This window comes from Enterobacter adelaidei, assembly GCF_041937165.1.
Lineage (GTDB): Bacteria > Pseudomonadota > Gammaproteobacteria > Enterobacterales > Enterobacteriaceae > Enterobacter > Enterobacter adelaidei.
Map to the genome: position 1 here is coordinate 3,146,333 of NZ_CP154353.1, position 22,439 is coordinate 3,168,771.

Genomic DNA, 22,439 nt, shown 5'->3' on the forward strand with positions numbered 1-22,439 from the left:
TCGAATTTCGCTCGTTTGTGTTCGAAATCAAACAAACCATAGTTTTCATGTGGCTAAATGGTAAAAAAACGAACACAGAGGGATGACAATGACAATTCACGATCCACGCTACAGCGATGTGATTATCATTGGCGGCGGTGCGACCGGTGCCGGCATCGCACGTGATTGCGCACTCAGGGGGTTGAGCGTCACGCTTCTGGAGCGCCATGATATTGCGACAGGCGCCACCGGGCGCAATCATGGCCTGCTTCACAGCGGTGCCCGCTACGCCGTTACCGATGGCGAATCGGCTCGTGAATGTATTGCCGAAAACCAAATCCTGCGACGGATTGCTCGCCACTGCATTGAACCTACAGACGGCTTGTTTATCACGCTTCCCGAAGACGATCTCGCCTTTCAGGCTACCTTCATTACCGCCTGTCGCGCGGCGGGGATTCAGGCCGAGGCCATTGACCCGGCCCTGGCGCGGCGCATTGAGCCCTCCGTCAACCCGATCCTGACAGGGGCGGTAAAAGTGCCAGACGGCACGGTTGATCCCTTCCGCCTGACGGCCGCCAATATGCTTGATGCCCGCGAACATGGCGCGCACATCCTGACCGGGCATGAAGTGACCGGGCTTATCCGGGAAGGTAACCGCGTCCGTGGCGTGCGGCTTTTTAATACGCAATATAATGAACACAGTGAACTGTATGCTTCCGTGGTCGTCAACGCAGCGGGGATCTGGGGGCAGCGGATTGCGGAGTATGCCGACTTGTCCGTTCGCATGTTTCCGGCAAAAGGCTCGCTGCTGATCCTCGACCATCGCATCAATAACCATGTGATTAACCGCTGCCGTAAACCGTCTGATGCCGATATTCTGGTTCCGGGCGATACCATTTCATTAATCGGTACCACCTCAACCCACGTGGACTATAGCGAGATTGATTACAACCGCGTCACTGCTGAAGAAGTGGATATTCTGCTGCGTGAAGGGGAAAAACTGGTCCCGGTGATGGCGCAGACCCGGATCCTGCGCGCCTACGCGGGTGTGCGTCCGTTAGTTGCCAGCGATAACGACCCAAGCGGGCGTAACGTCAGCCGGGGCATTGTGCTGCTCGATCATGCTGAACGCGACGGCATGGAAGGGTTTATCACCATCACCGGTGGCAAACTGATGACCTATCGTCTGATGGCCGAATGGGCAACCGATGCCGTCTGCCGCAAACTGGGCAACACCGAGCCGTGCAAAACGGCAGAACAGCCCCTGCCCGGCTCACGTCAGTCTACCGAGAAGACGCTGCAAAAAATTATCTCCCTGCCCGCTCCCCTGCGCGGTTCGGCTATCTATCGTCATGGTGACAGGACGCCGGTCTGGCTGGGCGAAGGCCGGCTTAGTCGCAGCCTGGTCTGCGAGTGCGAAGCCGTAACCGCGGGCGAAGTACAATATGCGGTGGAAAATCTGACCGTCAATTCTCTGCTCGATCTCCGCCGCCGCACCCGGGTTGGAATGGGGACGTGTCAGGGTGAATTGTGCGCCTGCCGTGCCGCCGGGTTATTGCAACGCTTTCATACCACCACCGCGACCCAGTCGCTCGATCAACTCAGTGCTTTTTTAAACGAGCGCTGGAAAGGCATTCAGCCTGTCGCCTGGGGCGATGCTCTGCGTGAAAGTGAATTTACCCGCTGGGTCTACCAGGGGCTGTGCGGTCTGGAGAAGGAGCAACACGATGAAATTTGATACCGCGATCGTCGGCGGCGGGCTGGCGGGTCTGCTCTGTGGCATCAAACTCACGAAGCAGGGGCTACGCTGCGCTATTATCACCCGGGGCCAGAGCGCCCTGCACTTCTCGTCGGGCTCGCTGGATCTGGTGGACGAAAGGTACCGCGAACAACTTCCGCCAGAGCATCCTTATCATCTGACTGGCGCGCAGCATATCGATCGTTTTGCCCTGGAAACCGAAGCGCTACTGGCGGATTGCGGCGCACGTCTGCAGGGAAGCGCCAGGCAAAATCATCAGCGCGTTACACCACTCGGCACCCTACGCTCCGCCTGGCTCAGCCCGGAGGAGGTGCCCGTCGCGCCGTTCAACTCAGCACGTGTGCGGGTGGTCGGTATTAGCGGTTTTCTGGATTTTCAGCCCCATCTCGCGGCGGCATCACTTTGTCGCCAGGGGATAAACGCTGAAACGGCAGAAATAGAGCTGCCTGAGCTTGATGTCCTGCGCGATAACCCGAGCGAGTTTCGCGCGGTGAATATTGCCCGTTTTCTCGATAATGAAGAGAGATGGCCGCTGCTCTATGAGGCGCTCAAACCGCTTGCAGAAGGGTGCGATGCGCTGTTTATGCCCGCATGCTTTGGCTTAAACGACAATCGACTCTGGCGCTGGCTGTCCGATCGTCTACCCTGCACACTCGGTTTACTGCCGACGCTGCCCCCGTCGGTTCCCGGTATTCGCCTGCATACCCAGCTCCAGCGCAAATTTGTTGCGCAGGGTGGCGTCTGGATGGCGGGTGATGAGGTGAAAAAAATCACCCTGGCTGACGGGGAAGTGAGCGAAATCTGGACGCGCAACCACGATGATATTCCGCTTCGCGCCCGCTTTACGGTGCTGGCAAGCGGCAGCTTCTTCAGTAACGGGCTGCTGAGCAGTCGGGACGGCATCCGCGAAGCCATAATGGGGCTGGATGTCCGGCAAAGCGCCTCCCGCGCGGACTGGTATCAGAGTGATTTCTTCACGCCACAACCCTGGCAACAGTTCGGCGTCATTGTCGATAACCACCTGCACCCGCAACTTTCGGGTAAGTCAGTCAGGAATCTCTTTGCTATCGGCTCGCTTCTTGGCGGATATGATCCTATCGCCCAGGGCTGCGGTGGCGGGGTCTGCGCCGTGACGGCGCTGTATGTGGCAGAGCAAATTAGCCAGCGCATGGAGGCTGAACAATGAACGATACCCGTTTTGAAAGCTGCATTAAATGCACTGTGTGTACTACCGTCTGCCCGGTCAGCGGCGTAAATCCACGCTATCCGGGTCCGAAACAGGCCGGGCCGGACGGTGAGCGTCTGCGACTGAAAGACGGCAAGCTGTATGATGAGGCGCTGAAGTACTGCATCAACTGCAAACGCTGTGAAGTTGCCTGTCCGTCGGACGTCAACATTGGCGACATTATCCAGCGCGCCCGGGCGCGCTATAGCACGCAAAAGCCCTCATTGCGGGATGCTATTCTGAGTCACACCGATTTGATGGGGAGCATCTCGACGCCGTTCGCCCCGCTGGTGAATGCGGCGACCGCGCTCAAACCGGTGCGCCAGCTGCTGGATGCGACGCTTAAAATAGACCATCACCGCAGCCTGCCGAAATATTCTCACGGTACCTTCCGTCGCTGGTATAAATCCGTCGCGGCGCAACAGGCGCAGTATGCCGAACAGGTGGCGTTCTTCCATGGCTGCTATGTGAATTACAACTACCCGCAGTTGGGTAAAGATCTGCTTAAAGTGCTGAATGCGATGGGGACGGGCGTTCAGTTACTCAGTAAGGAAAAATGCTGCGGTGTACCACTTATCGCCAACGGATTTACGGATAAAGCGCGCAAGCAGGCCAAAAGCAATGTCACCTCACTGCGTGAAGCCATCATCGACAAGGGGATTCCGGTGCTGGCCACCTCGTCTACCTGTACCTTCACCCTGCGCGATGAGTACCCGCATCTGCTGGACGTGGATAACACCGGGCTGCGTGAGCACATTGAACTGGCAACACGCTTCCTGTGGCGCAAACTGGATAGCGGGCAGACGTTGCCGCTGGGGAAATTGCCGCTGAAAGTGGTGTATCACACGCCCTGCCACATGGAAAAAATGGGCTGGTCGCTCTATACGCTTGAATTGCTACGCTTAATTCCTGGGCTGGAGCTGACGGTGCTGGATTCCCGCTGCTGCGGTATTGCGGGAACGTACGGCTTCAAAAGTGAAAATTACGAAACGTCACAGGCGATTGGCGCCCCACTGTTCCGGCAGATTGAGGAAAGCGGCGCGGATATCGTGGTAACCGACTGCGAAACCTGCAAGTGGCAAATAGAGATGTCCACCAGCAAGCGCTGCGAACATCCGATCACCTTACTGGCGAGGGCTCTGGGCTGAAGATGACCGGGGCGAAAAGCCCCGGTCAGTGTTTTACTCAACGAACAGCGACTCGACAACGTTTATCCAGCCGTGCTCGCTGGCAACCTCTTTGCCATTCAGCCAGCGGCGCAGCATGTTCAGCGCCATCATGGCGCAAACGTCCTGCCGTATCGCCAGGCTGTGACGGGTGATACTCATTTTTACCCTCAGGGCATACGTGCCTTCCGGTGTCGCCAGCGCAAAGTTCAGGTATTCCTCATCCAGCCCACCGACAAACAGCGCCAGCCCGGCAAAATGTTTTACCCTTCTTTCAGAAGCCCAACGGGCGGTCTGCGCCAGCGTCTCCTGCTGGAACGGCACCACTTCGCTGGCCAACAGCGGCGCATTGACGCGCGACAGCTGCAGCGCCAGCAGGCCGCCGGTGAACTGCTCGCTTAAGGTCACGCTCAGCTGACGAGACTGCAACTGCTTCGCAATCTGCGCGGGCAACCCTTCCGTCCCTTCAAAGATCAGGCTTTCACCCGCCACACGCTGCACCTCAGGCCAGAGTGCCAGCATCGCCGCTTTCTGCTCTGCAGGCCCCGTCAGCTTGAGTTCAATGATCGGCATAGAGGATCGATACCCCATTGATACGTCTGGCGGCAGTTGCAGGCGATCGAGACTCTGGGCCAGGTCGCTTTCCGAGCGGCCAAAAGTGGTCAGACGCAGGCAAATCGGGGGTTCAGGCAGGGTAAAACGATCGCGAAGGCGCGGCAGGATCTGCTGCTCGACCATCACTTTAAATTCTGAGGGTACGCCCGGCGTGAAGAACATCAGGCAGCGGTTCAGCTGCATGGCAAATCCACATGCGGTACCGACCGGGTTGTCAACCAACTCAGCGCTGGCGGGAATTTCAGCTTGTTTGCGGTTGCTGGGTGCCATGACGCGGCCGCGTTCGGAGAAAAAGCGTTCCATCTGTGCCAACCACGCCTCATGCAACACCAGCCCTTCCCCTTTTGCCGTGGCGGCGGCCAGTGCGCTGAGATCGTCACTGGTGGGGCCAAGCCCGCCATTCACGATCAGCACGTCACAGTGTTCGCTGCGCTCGCGCAGGATATTGACCAGTGACTCAAGATTGTCGCCCACCGTGTTGCGGCGCGTTAACGGTAATCCTTGCTCAAAGAAAAGATCGGCAAGCCAGGCAGCATTGGTGTCGATAATCTGTCCATGCAGCACTTCGTCGCCGGTGGATAACATCTCCACGTTAATCATTATGTTCTCCCGCTTAAATGGTCAAAACACTATAGCGCAAACGCGGGATGGAGAAGAGAGAAACTGGCGCGACGGAATGCCGCGCCGGAGTGATTAGAAACCTGCGCTGACGCCCACGTACGGGCCGTCGGCCAGCGCGTTGTCGCGGTTACCGTCTTTACCGGCCAGGTTCAGGTAGCGATAGCCTGCTTCGATGGTAATTGGACGCATGATGGTCCAGCGCGCACCGGCGTTGGCTTCTTCATAGCTTTCAATGCCGCTGGAGAGCGAGTCCGGGGAATAGTAATACTCACCAAATAGGCCAAAGCTGTCGCCAATTTTCCACTGCAGACCGCCGCCCACTGCCGCCGCATAGCCTTCATCACCGTCGTTCGGGTTGGTATAAATACCTTTACCGCCGACAGTGGCCAGGAACGGACCAAGAGGAATGTTCAGGCCCAGGCCGAGGCTGGCCGCGTCGCCGTCGTCATCGTTATGTGTCCAGCCGCCGGTCATTGCCAGACCGGACGTTTCGGTACCCATGCCAAAGCCCAGGTGGGTATAATCCTGACCCGCCGAGCCGTTAATGCTAATGGCGTTTGCCGCCGCAGAAACAACCATCAGGCCGAAGCCCAGTAATGCCACTTTTTTCATTGTCGTGATCCCGCACAATTATTATAAAGAAGTCCTAAAACCGCGAGATTTTAACCGCAGTCTCCATGGGATCAAGCACTCTGCGTGCGGCAGGCCGGTAGATTGTAACTATTTGAAACGGCTACTATCCCTTAAGCGATGCATTCACCCACTGTTGCAGCGCGCGACGGGAGACCTTAATGCCGCCATTTTTGAGCTCAGTCGGCAACACTAACCACCGGACGGGTTGCTGAAAACGCGCCAGTTTATCCCGGACCCAGTCAGGTAAACAGGTGATATCCGTTCCCGGTTCACACTCCACCACGGCTACCGGGCGCTGCCCAAACTCGGCATCGTCCAGCGGGACGATAAACACCTGGTTAATTTGCGGATGACGGGCGATAACCCGCTCAAGACTTTCAGGCTGGATCCCTTCTCCGCCGCTAAAAAAGAGGTTGTCCATACGCCCCAGAATTGTCAGCCGGTCATCATGCCATTCACCGCGATCGCGGGTCGCGAACCAGCCCTGCTCATTCGTCAGCGGGATCAACACCCCGTCACGCCAGTAGCCTGAGGCCATACTTTGCGCTTTGATCCAGACTTCACCGTCAACCACCTGCACTTCTCTGCCCGGCAGTACACCGCCCACATCCGGCTCGCCGTCCGCCTCTTTCGCACAGACTGTTGAAGCAAACTCCGTCAAGCCATAGCCACAGAAGGTGCGAACGCCCTGTTTTCGCGCTTCCTCTGTCAGTTCAACAGGTATTGCCGCTCCGCCGAGCAGAACGGCTTTCAGCGCAATATGATGCTGAGTGTTAAGCAGACGCCAGAGCTGTGTCGGTACCAGAGAAGCGTGGGTACAGCCCTGCAGTGCCTGCTCAAGCGGCTGCTTTTCGCGAACGGTTAAACGTGCCCCAGCCTGCAACCAGCGCCATAAAATCCCCTGACCGGAAACATGAAACAGCGGCAGCGAAAGTAACCAGTCATCCTCATCACCGTAGGGCATCAGCGCCAGCACACCGAGCGCGCTGGCAAGATGGGCTTCGCAGGTATGGACCGCCGCTTTCGGCAACCCGCTGGAGCCGGAGGTCAGCGTCATGGAGGCCAACCGCGCCGGTTGCCACGTAACGCGGTGTTCGCCAGCATGCTCGTACATGTTCAGGACGGGAAGATCGTCGTAGATGCCGTCCAGCACCAGCGCAAAGCGCAGGGTCATCTGCGGAAGCAGAACATCCAGCAGATGACGCGGCAACTGCGGGTTAACGGGAAGAATGCGCGCCCCGCTCTGGAGCAGTGCCAGCCATGCCGTCAAGGTTTGCGGATGATTATGGGCCAGCAGCAGCACACCGTCGCCCTCTCCGACGCCCTGCTGCTGAAATCCTGCCGCAAGGTGGTCGACATGCGCACACAGCTGTTCCCAGGTAAGCACCTCATCGTTCAGCCTCAGCGCCGGCTTATCGGCAGCCTGCGCACACCAGTGCCGCCACGGCCAGTCGGTAAAACTCATAGCAATGGCTCCAGCGCCTCAACGTCGAGGCACGGCAGCGGACTGTCCGGCCACTGGCGAATAAGCTGAGCCTGCATCAGGTTTAGCGTGTCAAGACCCGGGATCGTGTCTGGCGTTAACCAGGCAGCGATACGTGCCAGTTGGGTCAGCCCAAGGCTGGATTCGATGGAGGAGCTGATCACCGCCGTCAACCCCAACGCATGTGCCGCTGCGACCTGCTCGCGCACTTTCGCCAGACTGCCGGTCAGCGTTGGTTTAATCACTACCGCGCTGACGCCGGGTTCGGCGACAAATTCAAAATCCGCTTCGCGCAGGCTTTCATCCCAGGCAATGGCAATCCCCGTTTCGCGGGCAAACGCACGCGAATCATCGCGGGTTTTACACGGTTCTTCCAGGAAGGCAATGCGACTGCGGTATGCCGGATTGACGTACTTCGCGAATTGCTGTGCCTTAAGTGGCGTCCACGCGCGGTTAGCATCCAGACGCAGATGCAGATCCGGGATCGCCTCCAGCAGGAGGTTAGCGACCATTCCGTCTCTCACCGCTTCGTACAGGCCAACTTTGATTTTCGCCACTTTCTCACCGGGCATGGCGGAAAGCAGGGCGAACAGTTCGTCCGGATCGCCGGTGCAGAGCGGTGCCGCACGGTAATTAGCCTCTTCAGGCAAACTACCGTCGAGTTCCGCCAGCGCACAGCTAATGCCAAAAGCCGCGGAAGGAACGTCCGGCAACGCCGGATCCGCTCCCTCACGCCACTCTCCGGCCCACGCCAGTAATGCAGACTGCGCGTCATCCAGCGACTCAAGGCTAAAGCCCGGCAGAGGTGAAACCTCCCCCCAGCCTTCCCGCTCACCCTGCTGCAGATGAACGAAGAAGCCGTCACGGGTTTTTAACCGCCGTTCACGCAGTACCACACCCGCGTCCATCGGTATCTGCCAGCGGTAAACCTGCGCGCGACGCATTACGGGTTCCGTTTGTATTTGCTGAAGTCTGGCTGGCGTTTTTCGTTAAACGCGTTGCGCCCTTCCTGACCTTCTTCGGTCATGTAGAACAGCATCGTGGCGTTGCCCGCCAGTTCCTGCAGACCCGCCTGACCGTCACAGTCGGCGTTCAGCGCGGCTTTCAGGCAGCGCAGCGCCATCGGGCTGTTTTGCAGCATTTCACGACACCAGCGCACGGTCTCTTTTTCGAGATCGGCAATCGGTACAACAGTATTGACCAGCCCCATATCCAGCGCTTCCTGAGCATTGTACTGACGGCACAGGAACCAGATTTCGCGGGCTTTTTTCTGCCCGACAATGCGCGCCATGTAAGAGGCACCCCAGCCGCCGTCGAAAGAGCCCACTTTCGGGCCAGTCTGGCCGAAAATAGCGTTCTCTGCGGCAATCGTCAGATCGCACATCATGTGCAGCACATGACCGCCACCGATGGAATAGCCTGCCACCATCGCCACGACCGGTTTTGGACAGGTACGGATCTGACGCTGGAAATCGAGCACGTTCAGGTGGTGTGTACCCGCATCATCCTGGTATCCGCCGTAGTCACCGCGCACTTTCTGATCGCCACCGGAGCAAAACGCTTTGTCACCTTCGCCGGTCAGAACAATCACGCCGATGCTGTCGTCATAGCGCGCATCTGCCAGCGCCTGGATCATCTCTTTCACGGTCAGCGGACGAAAGGCGTTACGTACCTGTGGACGATTGATGGTGATTTTAGCAATGCCGTCTGCGGATTTGTGGTAACGGATGTCGGTATAACCTTCGGAGCAGTCTTGCCATTCAACCGGAGCATAGAGCATGTGTTCATCAGGATAGATCATAGAGAGTCCTTTATCGAAGACGCAGTATCTGAGCCAGACACGCAGCAACTGCACCCGGGTTTTCCCGGTGGGCGTTGTGTCCGGCGTTGGGAATTGCATGGCGAACGGCGTTCAGTTCCGCGGCAAGGGCCGTAAACTTGTCATCATGTTCACCATATAAATATTCAAATGGGAAATTGCGGGCGCTGAGCGCGGCACGCAAATCAGGCTGCACGGCCAGCGATGTCGCCTCCAGCATCATCGCCAGCGTCATGCCGTTGTTCTGACTGCGCAAAGTAACCAGCGCTTCGCGCTGGGTGTCCGTCAGGGAGGCGAACACGGGCTGTTGATACCAGTCAGCAAAGACTTTATCCAGCGGTTCAGTACGAAAACGCTGTTCCCAGCGGCGATCAGATACCCGCCGCCTGTTGCGCTCTTCGTCATCCTGCAGACCCGGATGCCCACCTTCCACAATCACCCCCTGCAGCCCCTGTGGCTGCTGGCAGGCATGGAACATCGCAACGCGGCCGCCGAGGGAGTACCCGATAAGCCAGAAGTTAAGTATGTTGTAACTAAGCAAGGTTCGGGTGAGCATATTGCTCATCTCGTTGAACCCGGACACGCCAATATTCCCGGAGCCACCGTGCCCCGGTAGATCCAGGTACAGCCGGGGATAATTGCTGAGTTTCTCGCCAACCACCTGCCACTCACGGCAATCCCCGGAGAAACCGTGCAAAAAGACCAGCCAGGGATAACCTGGTTTTCCAGCCTGTTGCACACCCGAGAGGATCACAGCTGGCTCACCTGTGCCAGCAGGCTTTGCAGCATCTGCGCGCCGTCAGCATCATTCACCACCAGCTCAATCAGCGTTGCTCCCGGCTGTTTCCAGGCGGTGCTCAGCGCCATATCAAGCTGTTCCCAGCTTTCCGGGCGATGGTATTTCAGGCTGAACATCGCCGCAGCGTGTTCAAACTGGACGTTCTGCGGCATCAGGTAAAAGCGCTCACGCTCGCTCTGCGGCGTTGGCAAGAGAGAGAAGATCTGCCCACCGTTGTTGTTGACCACAATCAGCACAAACGGGGCGGACGCCTGTCGTAGCAGCGCCAGCGCGTTGAGATCGTAGAGTGCAGAGAGATCGCCCACGATTGCCAGCGTCGATTTCGCGCTGGCGCGCTGCACGCCTGCTGCCGTTGAGATCAGACCATCAATGCCGCTCGCGCCTCGGTTGCTGTAAACCGGGTAACCCGCAGGCAGCTTCGAAAACGCGTCAATCAGGCGCACAACGAGGCTATTCCCGACAAACAGTTGCCCCTGCTCAGGCAGGTACTGGCGAATACGGTGCGCCAGTCCGGCCTCGCTAAACGCTTCACAATGCGCTTTGGTGAGCTCCCACGCCTGACGCGAAAGTTCCGGTATTTCAACAGCCCAGGGTTTGCGTTTTTCCGCCGGATGGAGCGTAAGCCAGGTGTCGATACTGCTGACCAGACGACGCCCGCGATGGTGCGCCGGGTCGAGCCGTCCTTCCAGCGGATCCACCAGCCAGTATTCTTCCGGGGTGCACGTTGCCTGCCATTGCAGTAATCGCTTACCGGTTAAGCTTGAACCAAGCTGGACAACAATCTGCGCCTGCGAAAGCTCAGTGACGGCTTTCGCATTTCCCAGCCAGAGATCGGCGCACGGCATCGGCTGACCGGTCTGAGAGAGCACGTCACCTATCAGCGGCCAGCCCAGGGTTTGCGCCCACTCGGCGACCAGCTTGCCTTCGGCGGCACTCATGCGCCCGGCGATTACTACGCCGCGTTTTTGCCGCCAGAAGAACCAGTCTCGCTGTTTAGAGCTCTCAAGATGCGTCTGCTCACGCAGCCACGGTTTTTCACTTTCCCACCAGTCACCGAGGGTGTGCTGCCACTCAAGGCCGGTGTTGTCCAGTTCGCCATACAACGGTTCGGCAAACGGGCAGTTGATATGCAACGCCCCACTGCGCAATGTCTCCATGGCGTGATCGACGGTGGAAACCAGCCAGCTTGCCGGGATATCCTGCGTGGGACGCGGCAACGAGATTGTCTGCGAAGGGTGCGAGGAAAAGAGTCCCTGCTGGCGAATAGCCTGATTGGCACCGCAGTCAATAAGCTCAGGCGGGCGGTCAGCCGTCAACAGGATCAGTTTTTCACCGGTTAAACCGGCTTCAATCAGCGCCGGATAGAGGTTCGCCACGGCGGTACCGGAAGTGACAATCACCGCTACAGGCTCTTTGCTGACCTTCGCCAGCCCCAGTGCCAGATGGCCAAGACCGCGTTCATCGAAATGGGTATGGTGAATGAAAGCCCGGTTTTCAGCGGCCGCCAGCGTCAGCGGCGTTGAGCGTGAACCCGGCGCAATACACACGTGCCTGACGCCATGGCGCGTCAGGGCTTCAAGGATCACCGCCGCCCAGCGTCGGTTAAAAGAACTTACTGACATGAGATTGTCCGGAATCAAGATTACGACACAGTATAAATAATAGAAAAATTTGGAATTTTGATATGAATCGGGAATGCGCGAATCAGTATTAATCCCTAAGGAGCAGAGAACGCAACCCTGCCGCTTTGTTTTCTATCTCCTGCCACTCCTGCTCCGGGTCAGACCCGCTGACGATTCCAGCTCCCGCGTACAAACGCAGGGACTCATCCTGGACACGTGCAGAGCGCAACGCCACGCAGAACTCGCTTTGTTCGGGTGATAAATACCCGGTCGACCCGGCGTACCACTCGCGGTTAAAGGGTTCTACATTCTCGATAAACGCCCGCGCAGGTTGACGCGGCAGCCCGGCAACGGCCGCCGTAGGCTGCAGAATATGCAAACACTGCTCATCACTGGCCTGTTTCAGTTCGGTCCAGATACAGCGGCGCAAATGTTGCACTTTGCGCAGGCGCACAACCTGAGCAGGCAACACGTCAAGCGTCCGGGTAAAGTGCTGAAGGCGCTGACAGATGTCCTCCACGACCAACATATTTTCGCGTTGGTTTTTATCATCATTCAGCAACCATTCACCCAGACGCCGGGCCTGTATATCATCAGCATGACTGGCGACCGTGCCCGCCAGCGCTTCGGTACGAAGCAATTTTCCCCGCCGCCGCCAGAGACGCTCGGGCGTTGAGCCAAGAAACGCATTGCTGGCGTCGAAAACCATGCAGAAATGATAGCAATTTAAATTCAGGGCACGGCTGGCGGCCATCAGTGCGACAGGGTTAACGCGCTGTTTAAACTGCAGATCGGTTGCCCTGGCGAGGACCACCTTTTCAAATTCACCGCGCGCGATAGTCTCTGTTGCCTTGCGGATTAGCGCCAGCCATTCCTGCTTTTGCGGATGATGGGTTTCGCACTCAATCTGAACAGACAGCGGGCGGATGGGCCTGGCGGCATGGAGTTTCTGCAGGAAATCCAACGCGGTCCGGGCATCGTTCTGAAGAGAATCATCGCTCCACAGTTGCAGGCGCAACGAGGCATTTCCGGCGGAACGTCGCCAGAGCAGGCGAGGTAAAAAGAGACTGCCCAGCTCCGGGTTAAACGCATTCAGGCCGCAGATACGGGTATCATTTGCCGCATTCTGCTCACGCAAAAACTGCGAGGCTAACGACAGCGAGGAGAATTGGGTGACAGCCCCCAGAGCAGCCAGTTCCTCATCACCATTACGCTGTTGCCAGTAAAACTGGGGATAGCACTGCTGCGCGCCAAGCCAGGCAAGCGGATCGAAAGCGTCGTTTAACGGGAAAGTGACGTCGAAATGACGTAGACCGGGTGTTGCGGGTAACGCTTGCGTAAGTTGACTACGCAGGTACTCCAGCGCGAGGAAAATCGAATTCACGCGAACCTCTCCCTGTTGAAACCTCATATTATACGGGGTACTGGTTAGAAATAGCAGTACCCACGTATAGGGAGTGGTTAAGCGTTAAACATAAACTTAACGACGAGCCAGAAGCAGCCCAAACACTAACCCGACAGCTGCGCCTACACCAATGCCTCTCCACGGTTTTTCGTGAACGTAATCATCGGCACGATAAACCGCCTTTTTGGCACGGTAGTAGTACGTGTCGGACGCATGGCTGACGCGGTTTTTAACGTCATTTAGCGCCTGTTCTGCACGTTCTTTCAGCTCAATATATTTCTGATCGGCAGGGTCGCCCGACGAACGTAATACTTCTTCCAGCGTTTCTCTCAATAACGTCAGGTCGTCATCGATACGGGTATCCCAGGATTGAAATGACATATTTTTCTCCATGTTAGTACACCAGTCCGCTAACTATAGCCAACGACGACCCATTACGCCTGCTTAGCCTCCCGCGCCATGCCAATGTGCGGTATACCGTCTTCGTCATATACGTCAGTGACCGGCGTGAAGCCAAAATAACCGTAGAAAGATTGCAGGTGTGCCTGCGCGCCCAGGTATAACGCCTTGTCCGGCCACTGTTTCTGGCATGCCTCCAGCGTTTTTTCCATCAGCTGATAGCCCAGTTTTTCACCGCGCGCCTTACCGCTAATGATGACGCGGCCAATCACCACAGGCTCGAAATCGTCTTCGCTTTTCAGAATCCTCGCATACGCCACCAGCTCGTTATCCCGCCAGCCGAGGATATGCCGGTTCTCGCCGACGAGATCGTCGCCGTCGATGTCCTGATACGGGCAGGTCTGTTCTACCACAAACACTTCGCAGCGCAGTTTGAGCAGCGCATACAGTGAATTAACGGTGAGCTCGCTATGGTGTAAATCTTGCCACTGGATCATGTCAGTCTCCTTCCTGGGGTTCATCACGTTATACTAAACCCCTCCCCGTTCAGCAAAGGGCTGATTGCGTTATGGAACTGATTTTTCTGGGTACGTCCGCTGGCGTGCCAACCCGCTCACGAAATGTGACCGCGATTCTGCTGGATCTTAAACACCCAACCCGTGGTGGGCTATGGCTGTTTGACTGTGGTGAAGGGACACAGCATCAGCTGTTACATACCGCTTATCACCCAGGCAAGCTGGATAAAATTTTTATCACGCATCTGCATGGTGACCATCTGTTTGGCCTGCCTGGCCTGCTGTGCAGCCGTTCAATGGCCGGGAACGCTAATCCGCTGACGATTTACGGGCCTGCAGGTATCCGGGAATTTGTTGAAACCACGCTACGCCTCAGTGGGTCCTGGACTGATTATCCGCTGGAGATCGTTGAGATCGCCGGGGGGCTGGTTTTCGATGATGAGGATTATGTCGTCACCGCTCACCCTCTTAACCATCCGGTAGAGTGTTATGGTTACCGCATTGAAGCGCATGACAAACCCGGCGCACTGGATGCCGCCGCGTTAATCGCCGCGGGGGTAAAGGCCGGGCCGCTGTTCCAGCGTCTGAAGCAGGGAGAGACGGTCACGCTGGAGGATGGGAGCGTTATCAATGGTCAGGATTATCTCGCGGCACCCCTGCCCGGCAAAAAACTGGCGATTTTTGGCGACACCGCCCCCTGCCCGACAGCATTGAAACTGGCTCAGGGCGTGGATGTCATGGTACATGAAGCAACGCTTGAAACGGCCATGGAAGAGAAAGCCAACAGCCGTGGGCATAGCTCAACCCGTCAGGCGGCACAGCTTGCCCGTGACGCAGGCGTCGGGAAACTGATCGTTACTCATGTTAGCTCGCGCTACGATGCTCGGGGATGTGAAGGTCTGCTGGCTGAGTGCCGCGCAGTGTTCCCGAAATGTGAGCTGGCAGAAGATTTCACTCAAGTCAGCGTTTAGTCCTTCATTTTTCCCTCAGGATGCCGATAACGATTAAAAGGTCAGCATTTCTCTCGAGGGTAGAATGGATAATTTCCAGAAAGATATTGATGACAGGGCGAATCTAACCCTGTCGAACCGTTTTGAACTGTTGTTATTCCGGCTGGGCACGTCTCTGGACGAAAACAAATCAGAGCTTTTTGGCATTAACGTTTTCAAGCTGCGTGAAATTGTGCCGATGCCAGAGTTCACGAAACCCGCCGGGATGAAATCACCGCTGATGGGGATGGTGAATATTCGCGATCAGGTGATTCCGGTGATCGACCTGGCCGCCGTAGCGGGTTGTAAACCGACAACGGGGCTCAACATCCTGCTGATCACAGAATATGCCCGCAGCGTGCAGGCGTTTGCCGTGGAATCCGTTGAGAACATCATGCGCCTCGACTGGAAACAGGTACACGCGGCGGAAACCGCCGTCAGCGGACGTTACATCACCAGTATCGCCTGTCTGGACGAGAAGACTGATACCAACGAACTGGCGATGGTACTTGATGTTGAGCAGATTCTGTATGACATCACCCCAGCTAACCACGATCTGCACGCCACTAATCTGCAAACCACAAAATTTCATATCAAGCCGGGTGCTGTCGCGATTGTCGCGGAAGATTCCAAAGTCGCGCGCTCCATGCTGGAAAAAGGTTTGCAGGCGATGGAGATCCCGGCGCAGCTAAATATCACCGGTAAAGATGCGTGGGAAAAAATTGGCGTTCTCGCTGCTCAGGCGCAGGCGGAAGGGGTCCCGATCACTGATAAAATTGCCCTGGTGCTGACCGACCTCGAAATGCCAGAGATGGACGGTTTTACGCTGACGCGCAAAATCAAAACCGACCCGGTACTGAAAGATATTCCGGTGGTGATCCACTCGTCGCTTTCTGGTAACGCCAACGAAGATCATATTCGTAAAGTGAAAGCTGACGGGTATGTGGCGAAATTTGAGCTGAACGAGCTGTCTTCGGTGATTGAGGAAGTTCTGGATCGTTCGATGAAGAAGATTGATGGGCCGTTAATTAGTCGCAAGCAATTGGCTTAAAGCATAAAAAAACCCGCCGAGGCGGGTTTTTTGTTTTTACATCAGCGGCATCGCATGCTGCACGATATCAATCAGCGGCTGCGGATAGATACCAAAGATCAGCACCAGCAGCGCGGAGATCAGCACCACAATACCACCGGCACTGTACTGCCAGTTGGTTGGGGCATCACGGTTGAGCTGCTGAGGTGCACTCAGATACAGACTCACCGCCACACGCAGGTAGTAATACAGACCGATTGCAGAGCCGATAACCACGCCCGCAGTCAGCCACCACAGGTGCGCCTGGACACCGACGGCCAGCACGTAGAACTTACCGATAAAGCCCAGCGTCATCGGGATACCCGCCAGAGAGAGCATCATCACGGTCATCACCGCGGACAGAATCGGACGGTGCCAGAACAGACCACGGTAAGAGAACAGGGAATCTGCATCCGGGCCACGGTACGGGCTGGACATCAGGCTCACCACGCCGAACGCGCCGAGGCTGCTGAACAGATAACCGGCCAGATACACGCCCACGGTTTCCATCGACATCTCACCGCTTTGCAGCGCAATCAGCGCCACCAGCAGGTAGCCCAGATGGGAGATAGACGAGTAGCCCAGCAGACGTTTGATATTGGTCTGGCTCAGCGCCATCAGGTTACCGAAGATGATGGAAACGAACGCGATAATGCCGAGCACCACGCGAACTGCTTCGCTATCACCCACCGGGGCATACAGGAACAGACGCATAACCACACCGAAGATAGCGATTTTGCTCGCCGTCGCCAGGAAGGTAGAAACCGGCGCCGGAGCACCCTGGTATACGTCTGGCGTCCACAGGTGGAACGGAACCAGAGAGAGTTTGAAGCCGAGGCCAACAATCATCATGCCCAGACCCGCCAGCAGCAGCGGCTCATGCAGCATGCCGTCGCCGAGGCTCTTGCCGAGCGCCACGAAGGAGAGGTTACCAGACTGAGCATACACCAGCGCGATACCGAACAGCAGGAAGGACGACGCGGCAGCAGACAGAATGGTGTACTTGATACTCGCTTCCAGTGAGCGCTTCTGGCGGAAGGCATAACCAATCAGACCGAACAGCGGCAGAGAGATCAGCTCAATACCGAGGAACAGCGCGGCCAGGTGGTTAGCATTCGCCAGCAGAATGCCACCCAGTGCGGCAATCAGTACCAGCAGGTAAAACTCTTCTTTGTTGTCGTTGTAGCCTTCAAGCCACGGATACGCAAAGGTACAGGTTGCCAGGCTCGCCAGCAGAACCAGACCCGTGTACAGCATGGCATAGCCGTCAACGCGCATCAGCGGGGTGACATCCATCGCGCCCGCCTGGCCAACAAACCAGAGGGAAACCAACGCAGCGTTCAGACCCAGAACGGACAGGGTCGCATTCAGGAAGTGATTGCGTCGCCACGCAATGGAGAGCATCACAACCACCACCGTCAATCCGACGATCAGCAGCGGTAGCAGCGCGATCAGTTGTTGTGGAGTTATTGTCATGGCGAATTACGGCCTTGTAGTAGAAGCAGAATTAACAAACCACTGCTGGATATTGCCCATCGCGGAGTGCGAGGTATCCAGAATCGGCTGCGGATAGAAGCCCAACAGCACCAGCAGTACGACCAGCAGCAGGATGATGAACAGCTCACGCAGCGACATCCCCGGCAGTTCTTGTGCAGCAATTTCGCTCTTCGCTTTACCGAAGTAGGCACGGTGCAGCATCGCCAGCGAGTAAACGGAAGCGAACACCAGACCGAAAGTCGAAACCACGGTAATGACCGGAACCACTTTGAAGCTGCCGAACAGAATCATAAATTCGCCGACGAAGTTACCGGTGCCAGGCATACCCAGAGTAGCCACCGCGAAGAACATGGACAGCGCTGGCAGCCATTTAATTTTGCTCCACAGACCGCCCATCATACGCATATCGCGAGTATGCAGACGTTCGTACAGCTGACCACACAGGATGAAGAGGCCGGCTGCGGACAGACCGTGCGCAATCATCTGGATCACCGCACCCTGGTACGCGAGCTGGCTGCCGGTGTAGATAGCAATCAGTACGAAGCCCATGTGGGAAACGGAGGTGTAAGCAATCAGACGCTTAATGTCGTATTGCGTGAAGGCCATCCAGGCACCGTAGAAGATACCGATCACACCCAGCCACATGGCAATTGGCGCGAACTCAGCGGACGCGTTCGGGAACAGCGGCAGCGCGAAACGCAGCAGACCGTAGGCTGCGGTTTTCAGCAAGATGCCCGCCAGGTCAACGGAACCCGCCGTTGGTGCCTGGGAGTGCGCGTCTGGCAGCCAGCCGTGCAGCGGAACCACCGGCATTTTCACCGCGAATGCGATGAAGAAGCCCAGCATCAGCAGATATTCAACGCCGTGAGACATAGGCGTCTTCAGCAGGTCTTCATAGTTGAATGTCCAGACTCCGGTCGCATCGTGGTGAACAAACACCAGCGCCAGAATGGCAATCAACATCACCAGACCACTCGCCTGGGTATAGATGAAGAACTTGGTTGCCGCCGTGATACGCGTTTTACCGTCGGACGCCTTGTGGCCCCACAGCGCGATCAGGAAGTACATCGGCACCAGCATCATCTCCCAGAAGAAGAAGAACAGGAACATGTCGATGGCAAGGAACACGCCGATAACACCGCCCAGGATCCACATCAGGTTCAGGTGGAAAAAGCCCTGGTATTTTTCGATTTCTCGCCAGGAGCAAAGTACCGCCAGAACGCCGAGCAGACCGGTCAGCACCACCATCAGCAGCGACAAACCGTCGATGGCCAGGTGGATCGTAATACCGAAACGTGGGATCCACGGCAGGATAAACTCAGACTGCCACTGCGGAATACCCGCAGACTGGGTCAGAGAGTAGCCACCCTGCAACCACAGTTGCAGACCAAGCGCGAGCGTCAATCCCATGGTGATCAGCGCGATCCAGCGCGGCATCTTCACGCCAAAGCGTTCAGTCTGCCAGCACAGGAAGCCGCCGATGAAGGGAATTAATATTAGCCAGGGTAGTAACATGGCGATTTACATTCCTTTTAAAGGCCCCCAGCAGGGGCCTGATTTTCAACGAATTCGAATAAAATTCACTTAACGATCAACGCAACACCATCAGCAGCGCCAGTACGACAACCGCACCGATGCTCATGGACGCCACATACCAGCGCAGGTAACCGTTCTCGCTGAACAGCAGGCCTTTACCTGCAAAGCGGGAAAGGATCGCCGGGATATTCATCATGCTGTTCAGTGGATCGCGTTTCACCAGCCACGCAACACCCAGGAACGGTTTGACGAAAATCATGTCGTACAGCCAGTCGAAGCCCCACGCGTTGTACCACCAGGTGCCCAGCAGGCGGCCTGGCGCACTGTTGGCAACAGAGGTTACCAGCGTACGTTTACCCAGCCACAGCCATGCTGCAATCAGGATGCCCGCGATAGCGACCACACCGGAGGTGATTTCAAGCGTCAGAACACGACCGTGCTCAAGCTCGGTGGTGTCCGGCAGTACGCCCTGCAACGGTGGCACAATCATCGCGCCAACGAAGGTGGAGAGTACCAGCAGCACAATCAGCGGCAGATGGTGGGTAATCCCCTTCCCTGCGTGAGCGTGAATTTGTTCTTTACCGTGGAATACGATGAAAATCATACGGAAGGTATACAGGGAGGTCATGAATGCACCGACCAGACCCGCAACCATCAGATTGATATGACCATTCGCCATGGCACCCGCAAGGATTTCGTCCTTACTGAAGAAGCCCGCAGTGATCAGCGGCAGTGCCGCCAGCGCCGCGCCGCCCACCAGGAAGCAGACATAGACCAGCGGGATGGACTTACGCAGTCCGCCCATCTTGAAGATGTTCTGCTCGTGATGGCAGGCCAGAATCACAGAGCCGGATGACAGGAACAGCAGCGCTTTAAAGAACGCGTGTGTCATCAGGTGGAAAATGGCTGCGTCCCACGCCTGAACGCCCAGCGCCAGGAACATGTAACCAATCTGGCTCATGGTGGAGTACGCGAGAACGCGTTTGATGTCGGTCTGCACCAGCGCGGCAAAGCCTGCCAGCACCAGTGTTACCGCACCAACGATACCCACCAGATGCAGAATTTCCGGGGTCATCAGGAACAGGCCGTGGGTACGCGCAATCAGGTAAACACCGGCGGTAACCATGGTCGCAGCGTGGATCAGCGCGGAGACAGGAGTTGGACCCGCCATCGCGTCGGCCAGCCATGTTTGCAACGGCAGCTGTGCGGATTTACCCACAGCACCACCCAGCAGCATCAGCGTTGCCCACCACAGCATGTTGTTGCCTGCTGCGAAGTGCGCCGGCGCCAGTTCCACCATTTCGCGGAAGTTCAGCGTGCCCAGTTCGTTGTAAAGAATGAACAGCGCGAAAGCGAGGAACACGTCACCCACACGGGTCACGATGAACGCTTTCATCGCCGCTGCGCCATTCTTCGGATCGGTATAGTAGAAACCGATCAGCAGGTAAGAACACAGACCCACGCCTTCCCAGCCCAGATACATCAGCAGCAGGTTATCGGCCAGCACCAAAACCACCATGCTGGCGATAAACAGGTTGGTGTAGGCGAAGAAGCGGGAGTAACCCTCTTCACCGCGCATATACCAGGAGGCGAACATGTGGATCAGGAAGCCCACGCCGGTCACCACGGAGAGCATGGTCAGCGAGAGACCATCCAACACCAGGTTGAAACCGATGTTGAAATCACCGACCGACATCCAGGTCCACAGCGGCACGCTGAAAGGCTGACGTCCGTTGTTGAAGAAGTCGATGCCCGCATACGCCGTCACCAGCGCAGCCAGGCCGATAGAGCCAATGCCTACGGTCGCAGACAGATTCTCAGACCAGCGGCCGCGAGAAAACGCCAGCAGCACGAAGCCAATCAGCGGAAAAATAATGGTTAAGGCAAGCATGTTCATCCACGCAACTCACTTACTGAATCGATGTTCAGGTTCTGGCGGCGACGATGGAGCTGCAGCAACAGCGCCAGGCCAATACTCGCTTCGGCAGCTGCGAGGCTGATGGCGAGAATGTACATCACCTGACCATCGGTCTGGCCCCAGTAGCTTCCGGCGACCACGAAGGCCAGCGCGGAGGCGTTAATCATGATTTCCAGGCCGATCAGCATAAACAGCAGATTGCGGCGGATAACCAGACCGGTCAAACCCAGAACGAATAAAATCGCAGCGAGGATCAGTCCATGTGTTAAGGGGATCATGCGCGCTCCTCCGTTTTTCTTTTCGCGCGGTCGTCAGTGCGGTTGCTCAGCACCTCACCAGCACGCTCTTCGCGGCCAACGTGGAAGGCAACAACCAGACCAGCCAGCAGCAGCATCGACGCCAGTTCCACCGCCAGAACGTATGGGCCAAAGAGTGTAATGCCGACCTCTTTCGCGCCGATCGGCGTGCCGTCGATGCCCTGATCGTTCACGCCCAGAATGGCGTAAACAATCACCACCAGCATGATGGCCGACAAAATTGCCGGGCCAATCCACACCTGCGGTTTTAACCACTGACGTTCCTGCTCAATTTCAGAGCCGCCCAGGTTCAGCATCATCACCACGAACACGAACAGCACCATGATGGCCCCAGCGTAGACGATGATTTCCAGCGCACCGGCGAAGTGCGCGCCCAATGCAAAGAACACCCCGGAAATGGCCAGCAGCGAAATGATTAAGTACAGCAGCGCATGCACCGGGTTGGTGTGCGTGATCACTCGCAGCGTAGCCAGGATGGCGATAAGGCCACAGATATAAAAAGCGAATTCCATTGCCCTCTCCTTACGGTAACAGGCTCTTGACGTCGATAGGCTTAGCTTCGTTCTCTGCTTCGCCCTTATCTTTGCCGTCGATTGCCATACCCGCCATCCGGTAGAAGTTATATTCCGGGTATTTGCCCGGACCGGAAATCAGCAGATCCTCTTTCTCGTACACCAGGTCCTGACGCTTGTACTCACCCAGCTCGAAGTCTGGAGTCAGCTGAATCGCCGTGGTTGGGCACGCTTCTTCACACAGGCCGCAGAAGATGCAGCGTGAGAAGTTGATGCGGAAGAACTCAGGATACCAGCGGCCGTCTACCGTCTCTGCTTTTTGCAGAGAGATACAGCCGACCGGACACGCTACCGCACACAGGTTACAGGCAACGCAGCGCTCGGAACCGTCCGGATCGCGCGTCAGCACGATACGGCCACGGTAGCGCGGCGGCAGATATACCGGTTCTTCCGGGTACATCCGGGTTTCGCGTTTCGCAAACGCGTGCAGGCCGATCATCCAGATACTGCGTACCTGGGTACCGAAGCCTACCAGTAATTCTTTTAAGGTCATGGTCTATA

Annotated in this window: 21 protein-coding genes; 5 read left to right on the top strand and 16 right to left on the bottom strand. The window is 56.8% G+C overall.

The window, feature by feature from the left end; genetic code table 11:
* Positions 1 to 88: 88 nt before the first annotated feature.
* The 3 genes from glpA to glpC are packed head-to-tail and all read left to right on the top strand — an operon-like array spanning position 89 to position 4,111.
* A complete protein-coding gene (gene glpA, locus AAHF05_RS15200; protein ID WP_129324229.1) occupies positions 89 to 1,717 on the top strand; it encodes an anaerobic glycerol-3-phosphate dehydrogenase subunit A in 1,629 nt (542 codons plus the stop codon).
* Positions 1,707 to 2,924: a glycerol-3-phosphate dehydrogenase subunit GlpB gene (gene glpB / locus AAHF05_RS15205; protein ID WP_129324228.1), complete on the top strand. Its 1,218-nt coding sequence runs from the start codon at positions 1,707 to 1,709 to the stop codon at positions 2,922 to 2,924. Before glpA ends, glpB begins: the two co-directional genes overlap by 11 nt.
* Positions 2,921 to 4,111 (top strand): anaerobic glycerol-3-phosphate dehydrogenase subunit GlpC, encoded by a 1,191-nt coding sequence (gene glpC / locus AAHF05_RS15210; RefSeq protein WP_129324227.1) that lies wholly within the window; start codon positions 2,921 to 2,923, stop codon positions 4,109 to 4,111. Before glpB ends, glpC begins: the two co-directional genes overlap by 4 nt.
* Before the next feature lie 33 nt (positions 4,112 to 4,144).
* On the opposite strand, the gene AAHF05_RS15215 is transcribed toward glpC, so the two are convergent.
* From AAHF05_RS15215 to AAHF05_RS15260, 10 genes are all read right to left on the bottom strand, one after another.
* Positions 4,145 to 5,344 (bottom strand): nicotinamide mononucleotide deamidase-related protein YfaY, encoded by a 1,200-nt coding sequence (locus tag AAHF05_RS15215; protein WP_129324226.1) that lies wholly within the window; start codon positions 5,342 to 5,344, stop codon positions 4,145 to 4,147.
* 93 nt (positions 5,345 to 5,437) lie between these two features.
* Positions 5,438 to 5,977 (bottom strand): YfaZ family outer membrane protein, encoded by a 540-nt coding sequence (locus AAHF05_RS15220; protein WP_028016260.1) that lies wholly within the window; start codon positions 5,975 to 5,977, stop codon positions 5,438 to 5,440.
* A gap of 124 nt (positions 5,978 to 6,101) precedes the next feature.
* Positions 6,102 to 7,463, bottom strand: a complete 1,362-nt coding sequence (gene menE / locus AAHF05_RS15225) for an o-succinylbenzoate--CoA ligase (RefSeq protein WP_332616223.1) — start codon at positions 7,461 to 7,463, stop codon at positions 6,102 to 6,104.
* Complete coding sequence (gene menC, locus AAHF05_RS15230) at positions 7,460 to 8,425, bottom strand: o-succinylbenzoate synthase (protein ID WP_332616225.1); 966 nt, start codon at positions 8,423 to 8,425, stop codon at positions 7,460 to 7,462. Before menC ends, menE begins: the two co-directional genes overlap by 4 nt.
* Positions 8,425 to 9,282: a 1,4-dihydroxy-2-naphthoyl-CoA synthase gene (gene menB, locus AAHF05_RS15235; RefSeq protein ID WP_129324223.1), complete on the bottom strand. Its 858-nt coding sequence runs from the start codon at positions 9,280 to 9,282 to the stop codon at positions 8,425 to 8,427. Before menB ends, menC begins: the two co-directional genes overlap by 1 nt.
* A 10-nt stretch (positions 9,283 to 9,292) precedes the next feature.
* Positions 9,293 to 10,054: a 2-succinyl-6-hydroxy-2,4-cyclohexadiene-1-carboxylate synthase gene (gene menH / locus AAHF05_RS15240; RefSeq protein WP_129324222.1), complete on the bottom strand. Its 762-nt coding sequence runs from the start codon at positions 10,052 to 10,054 to the stop codon at positions 9,293 to 9,295.
* Positions 10,051 to 11,721 (bottom strand): 2-succinyl-5-enolpyruvyl-6-hydroxy-3-cyclohexene-1-carboxylic-acid synthase, encoded by a 1,671-nt coding sequence (gene menD, locus AAHF05_RS15245; protein WP_374936354.1) that lies wholly within the window; start codon positions 11,719 to 11,721, stop codon positions 10,051 to 10,053. Before menD ends, menH begins: the two co-directional genes overlap by 4 nt.
* A gap of 88 nt (positions 11,722 to 11,809) precedes the next feature.
* Positions 11,810 to 13,105 carry an isochorismate synthase MenF gene (menF, locus tag AAHF05_RS15250; protein WP_129324220.1) on the bottom strand — a complete coding sequence of 432 codons (1,296 nt, stop codon included), beginning with the start codon at positions 13,103 to 13,105 and terminating at the stop codon, positions 11,810 to 11,812.
* Between the two features lie 96 nt (positions 13,106 to 13,201).
* A complete protein-coding gene (gene elaB, locus AAHF05_RS15255) occupies positions 13,202 to 13,507 on the bottom strand; it encodes a stress response protein ElaB (RefSeq protein WP_028016253.1) in 306 nt (101 codons plus the stop codon).
* A gap of 53 nt (positions 13,508 to 13,560) precedes the next feature.
* Entirely contained in the window at positions 13,561 to 14,022 is a 462-nt protein-coding gene (locus AAHF05_RS15260; RefSeq protein WP_028016252.1) for a GNAT family N-acetyltransferase, read from the bottom strand.
* Between the two features lie 71 nt (positions 14,023 to 14,093).
* Here AAHF05_RS15260 and rbn point away from each other — a divergent pair, with 71 nt between their 5' ends.
* Positions 14,094 to 15,011: a ribonuclease BN gene (rbn, locus tag AAHF05_RS15265; protein ID WP_129324219.1), complete on the top strand. Its 918-nt coding sequence runs from the start codon at positions 14,094 to 14,096 to the stop codon at positions 15,009 to 15,011.
* Between the two features lie 64 nt (positions 15,012 to 15,075).
* Positions 15,076 to 16,080 carry a chemotaxis protein gene (locus tag AAHF05_RS15270; protein WP_129324218.1) on the top strand — a complete coding sequence of 335 codons (1,005 nt, stop codon included), beginning with the start codon at positions 15,076 to 15,078 and terminating at the stop codon, positions 16,078 to 16,080.
* Between the two features lie 36 nt (positions 16,081 to 16,116).
* Here AAHF05_RS15270 and nuoN read toward each other — a convergent pair whose 3' ends face one another.
* The 6 genes from nuoN to nuoI form a co-directional block, all read right to left on the bottom strand.
* Positions 16,117 to 17,574 (bottom strand): NADH-quinone oxidoreductase subunit NuoN, encoded by a 1,458-nt coding sequence (nuoN, locus tag AAHF05_RS15275; protein WP_108090828.1) that lies wholly within the window; start codon positions 17,572 to 17,574, stop codon positions 16,117 to 16,119.
* Positions 17,575 to 17,580: 6 nt separating this feature from the next.
* Positions 17,581 to 19,110: an NADH-quinone oxidoreductase subunit M gene (gene nuoM, locus AAHF05_RS15280; RefSeq protein WP_028016248.1), complete on the bottom strand. Its 1,530-nt coding sequence runs from the start codon at positions 19,108 to 19,110 to the stop codon at positions 17,581 to 17,583.
* Between the two features lie 76 nt (positions 19,111 to 19,186).
* Positions 19,187 to 21,028 (bottom strand): NADH-quinone oxidoreductase subunit L, encoded by a 1,842-nt coding sequence (nuoL, locus tag AAHF05_RS15285; RefSeq protein WP_028016247.1) that lies wholly within the window; start codon positions 21,026 to 21,028, stop codon positions 19,187 to 19,189.
* Complete coding sequence (nuoK, locus tag AAHF05_RS15290) at positions 21,025 to 21,327, bottom strand: NADH-quinone oxidoreductase subunit NuoK (protein WP_003861496.1); 303 nt, start codon at positions 21,325 to 21,327, stop codon at positions 21,025 to 21,027. The genes nuoL and nuoK overlap by 4 nt, the downstream gene beginning before the upstream one ends.
* The gene (gene nuoJ, locus AAHF05_RS15295) at positions 21,324 to 21,878 is read right to left on the bottom strand and encodes an NADH-quinone oxidoreductase subunit J (protein ID WP_008500212.1); all 555 of its coding nucleotides are present in this window, start codon (positions 21,876 to 21,878) and stop codon (positions 21,324 to 21,326) included. Before nuoJ ends, nuoK begins: the two co-directional genes overlap by 4 nt.
* A 10-nt stretch (positions 21,879 to 21,888) precedes the next feature.
* Positions 21,889 to 22,431: an NADH-quinone oxidoreductase subunit NuoI gene (nuoI, locus tag AAHF05_RS15300; RefSeq protein WP_003861491.1), complete on the bottom strand. Its 543-nt coding sequence runs from the start codon at positions 22,429 to 22,431 to the stop codon at positions 21,889 to 21,891.
* Positions 22,432 to 22,439: the final 8 nt, after the last annotated feature.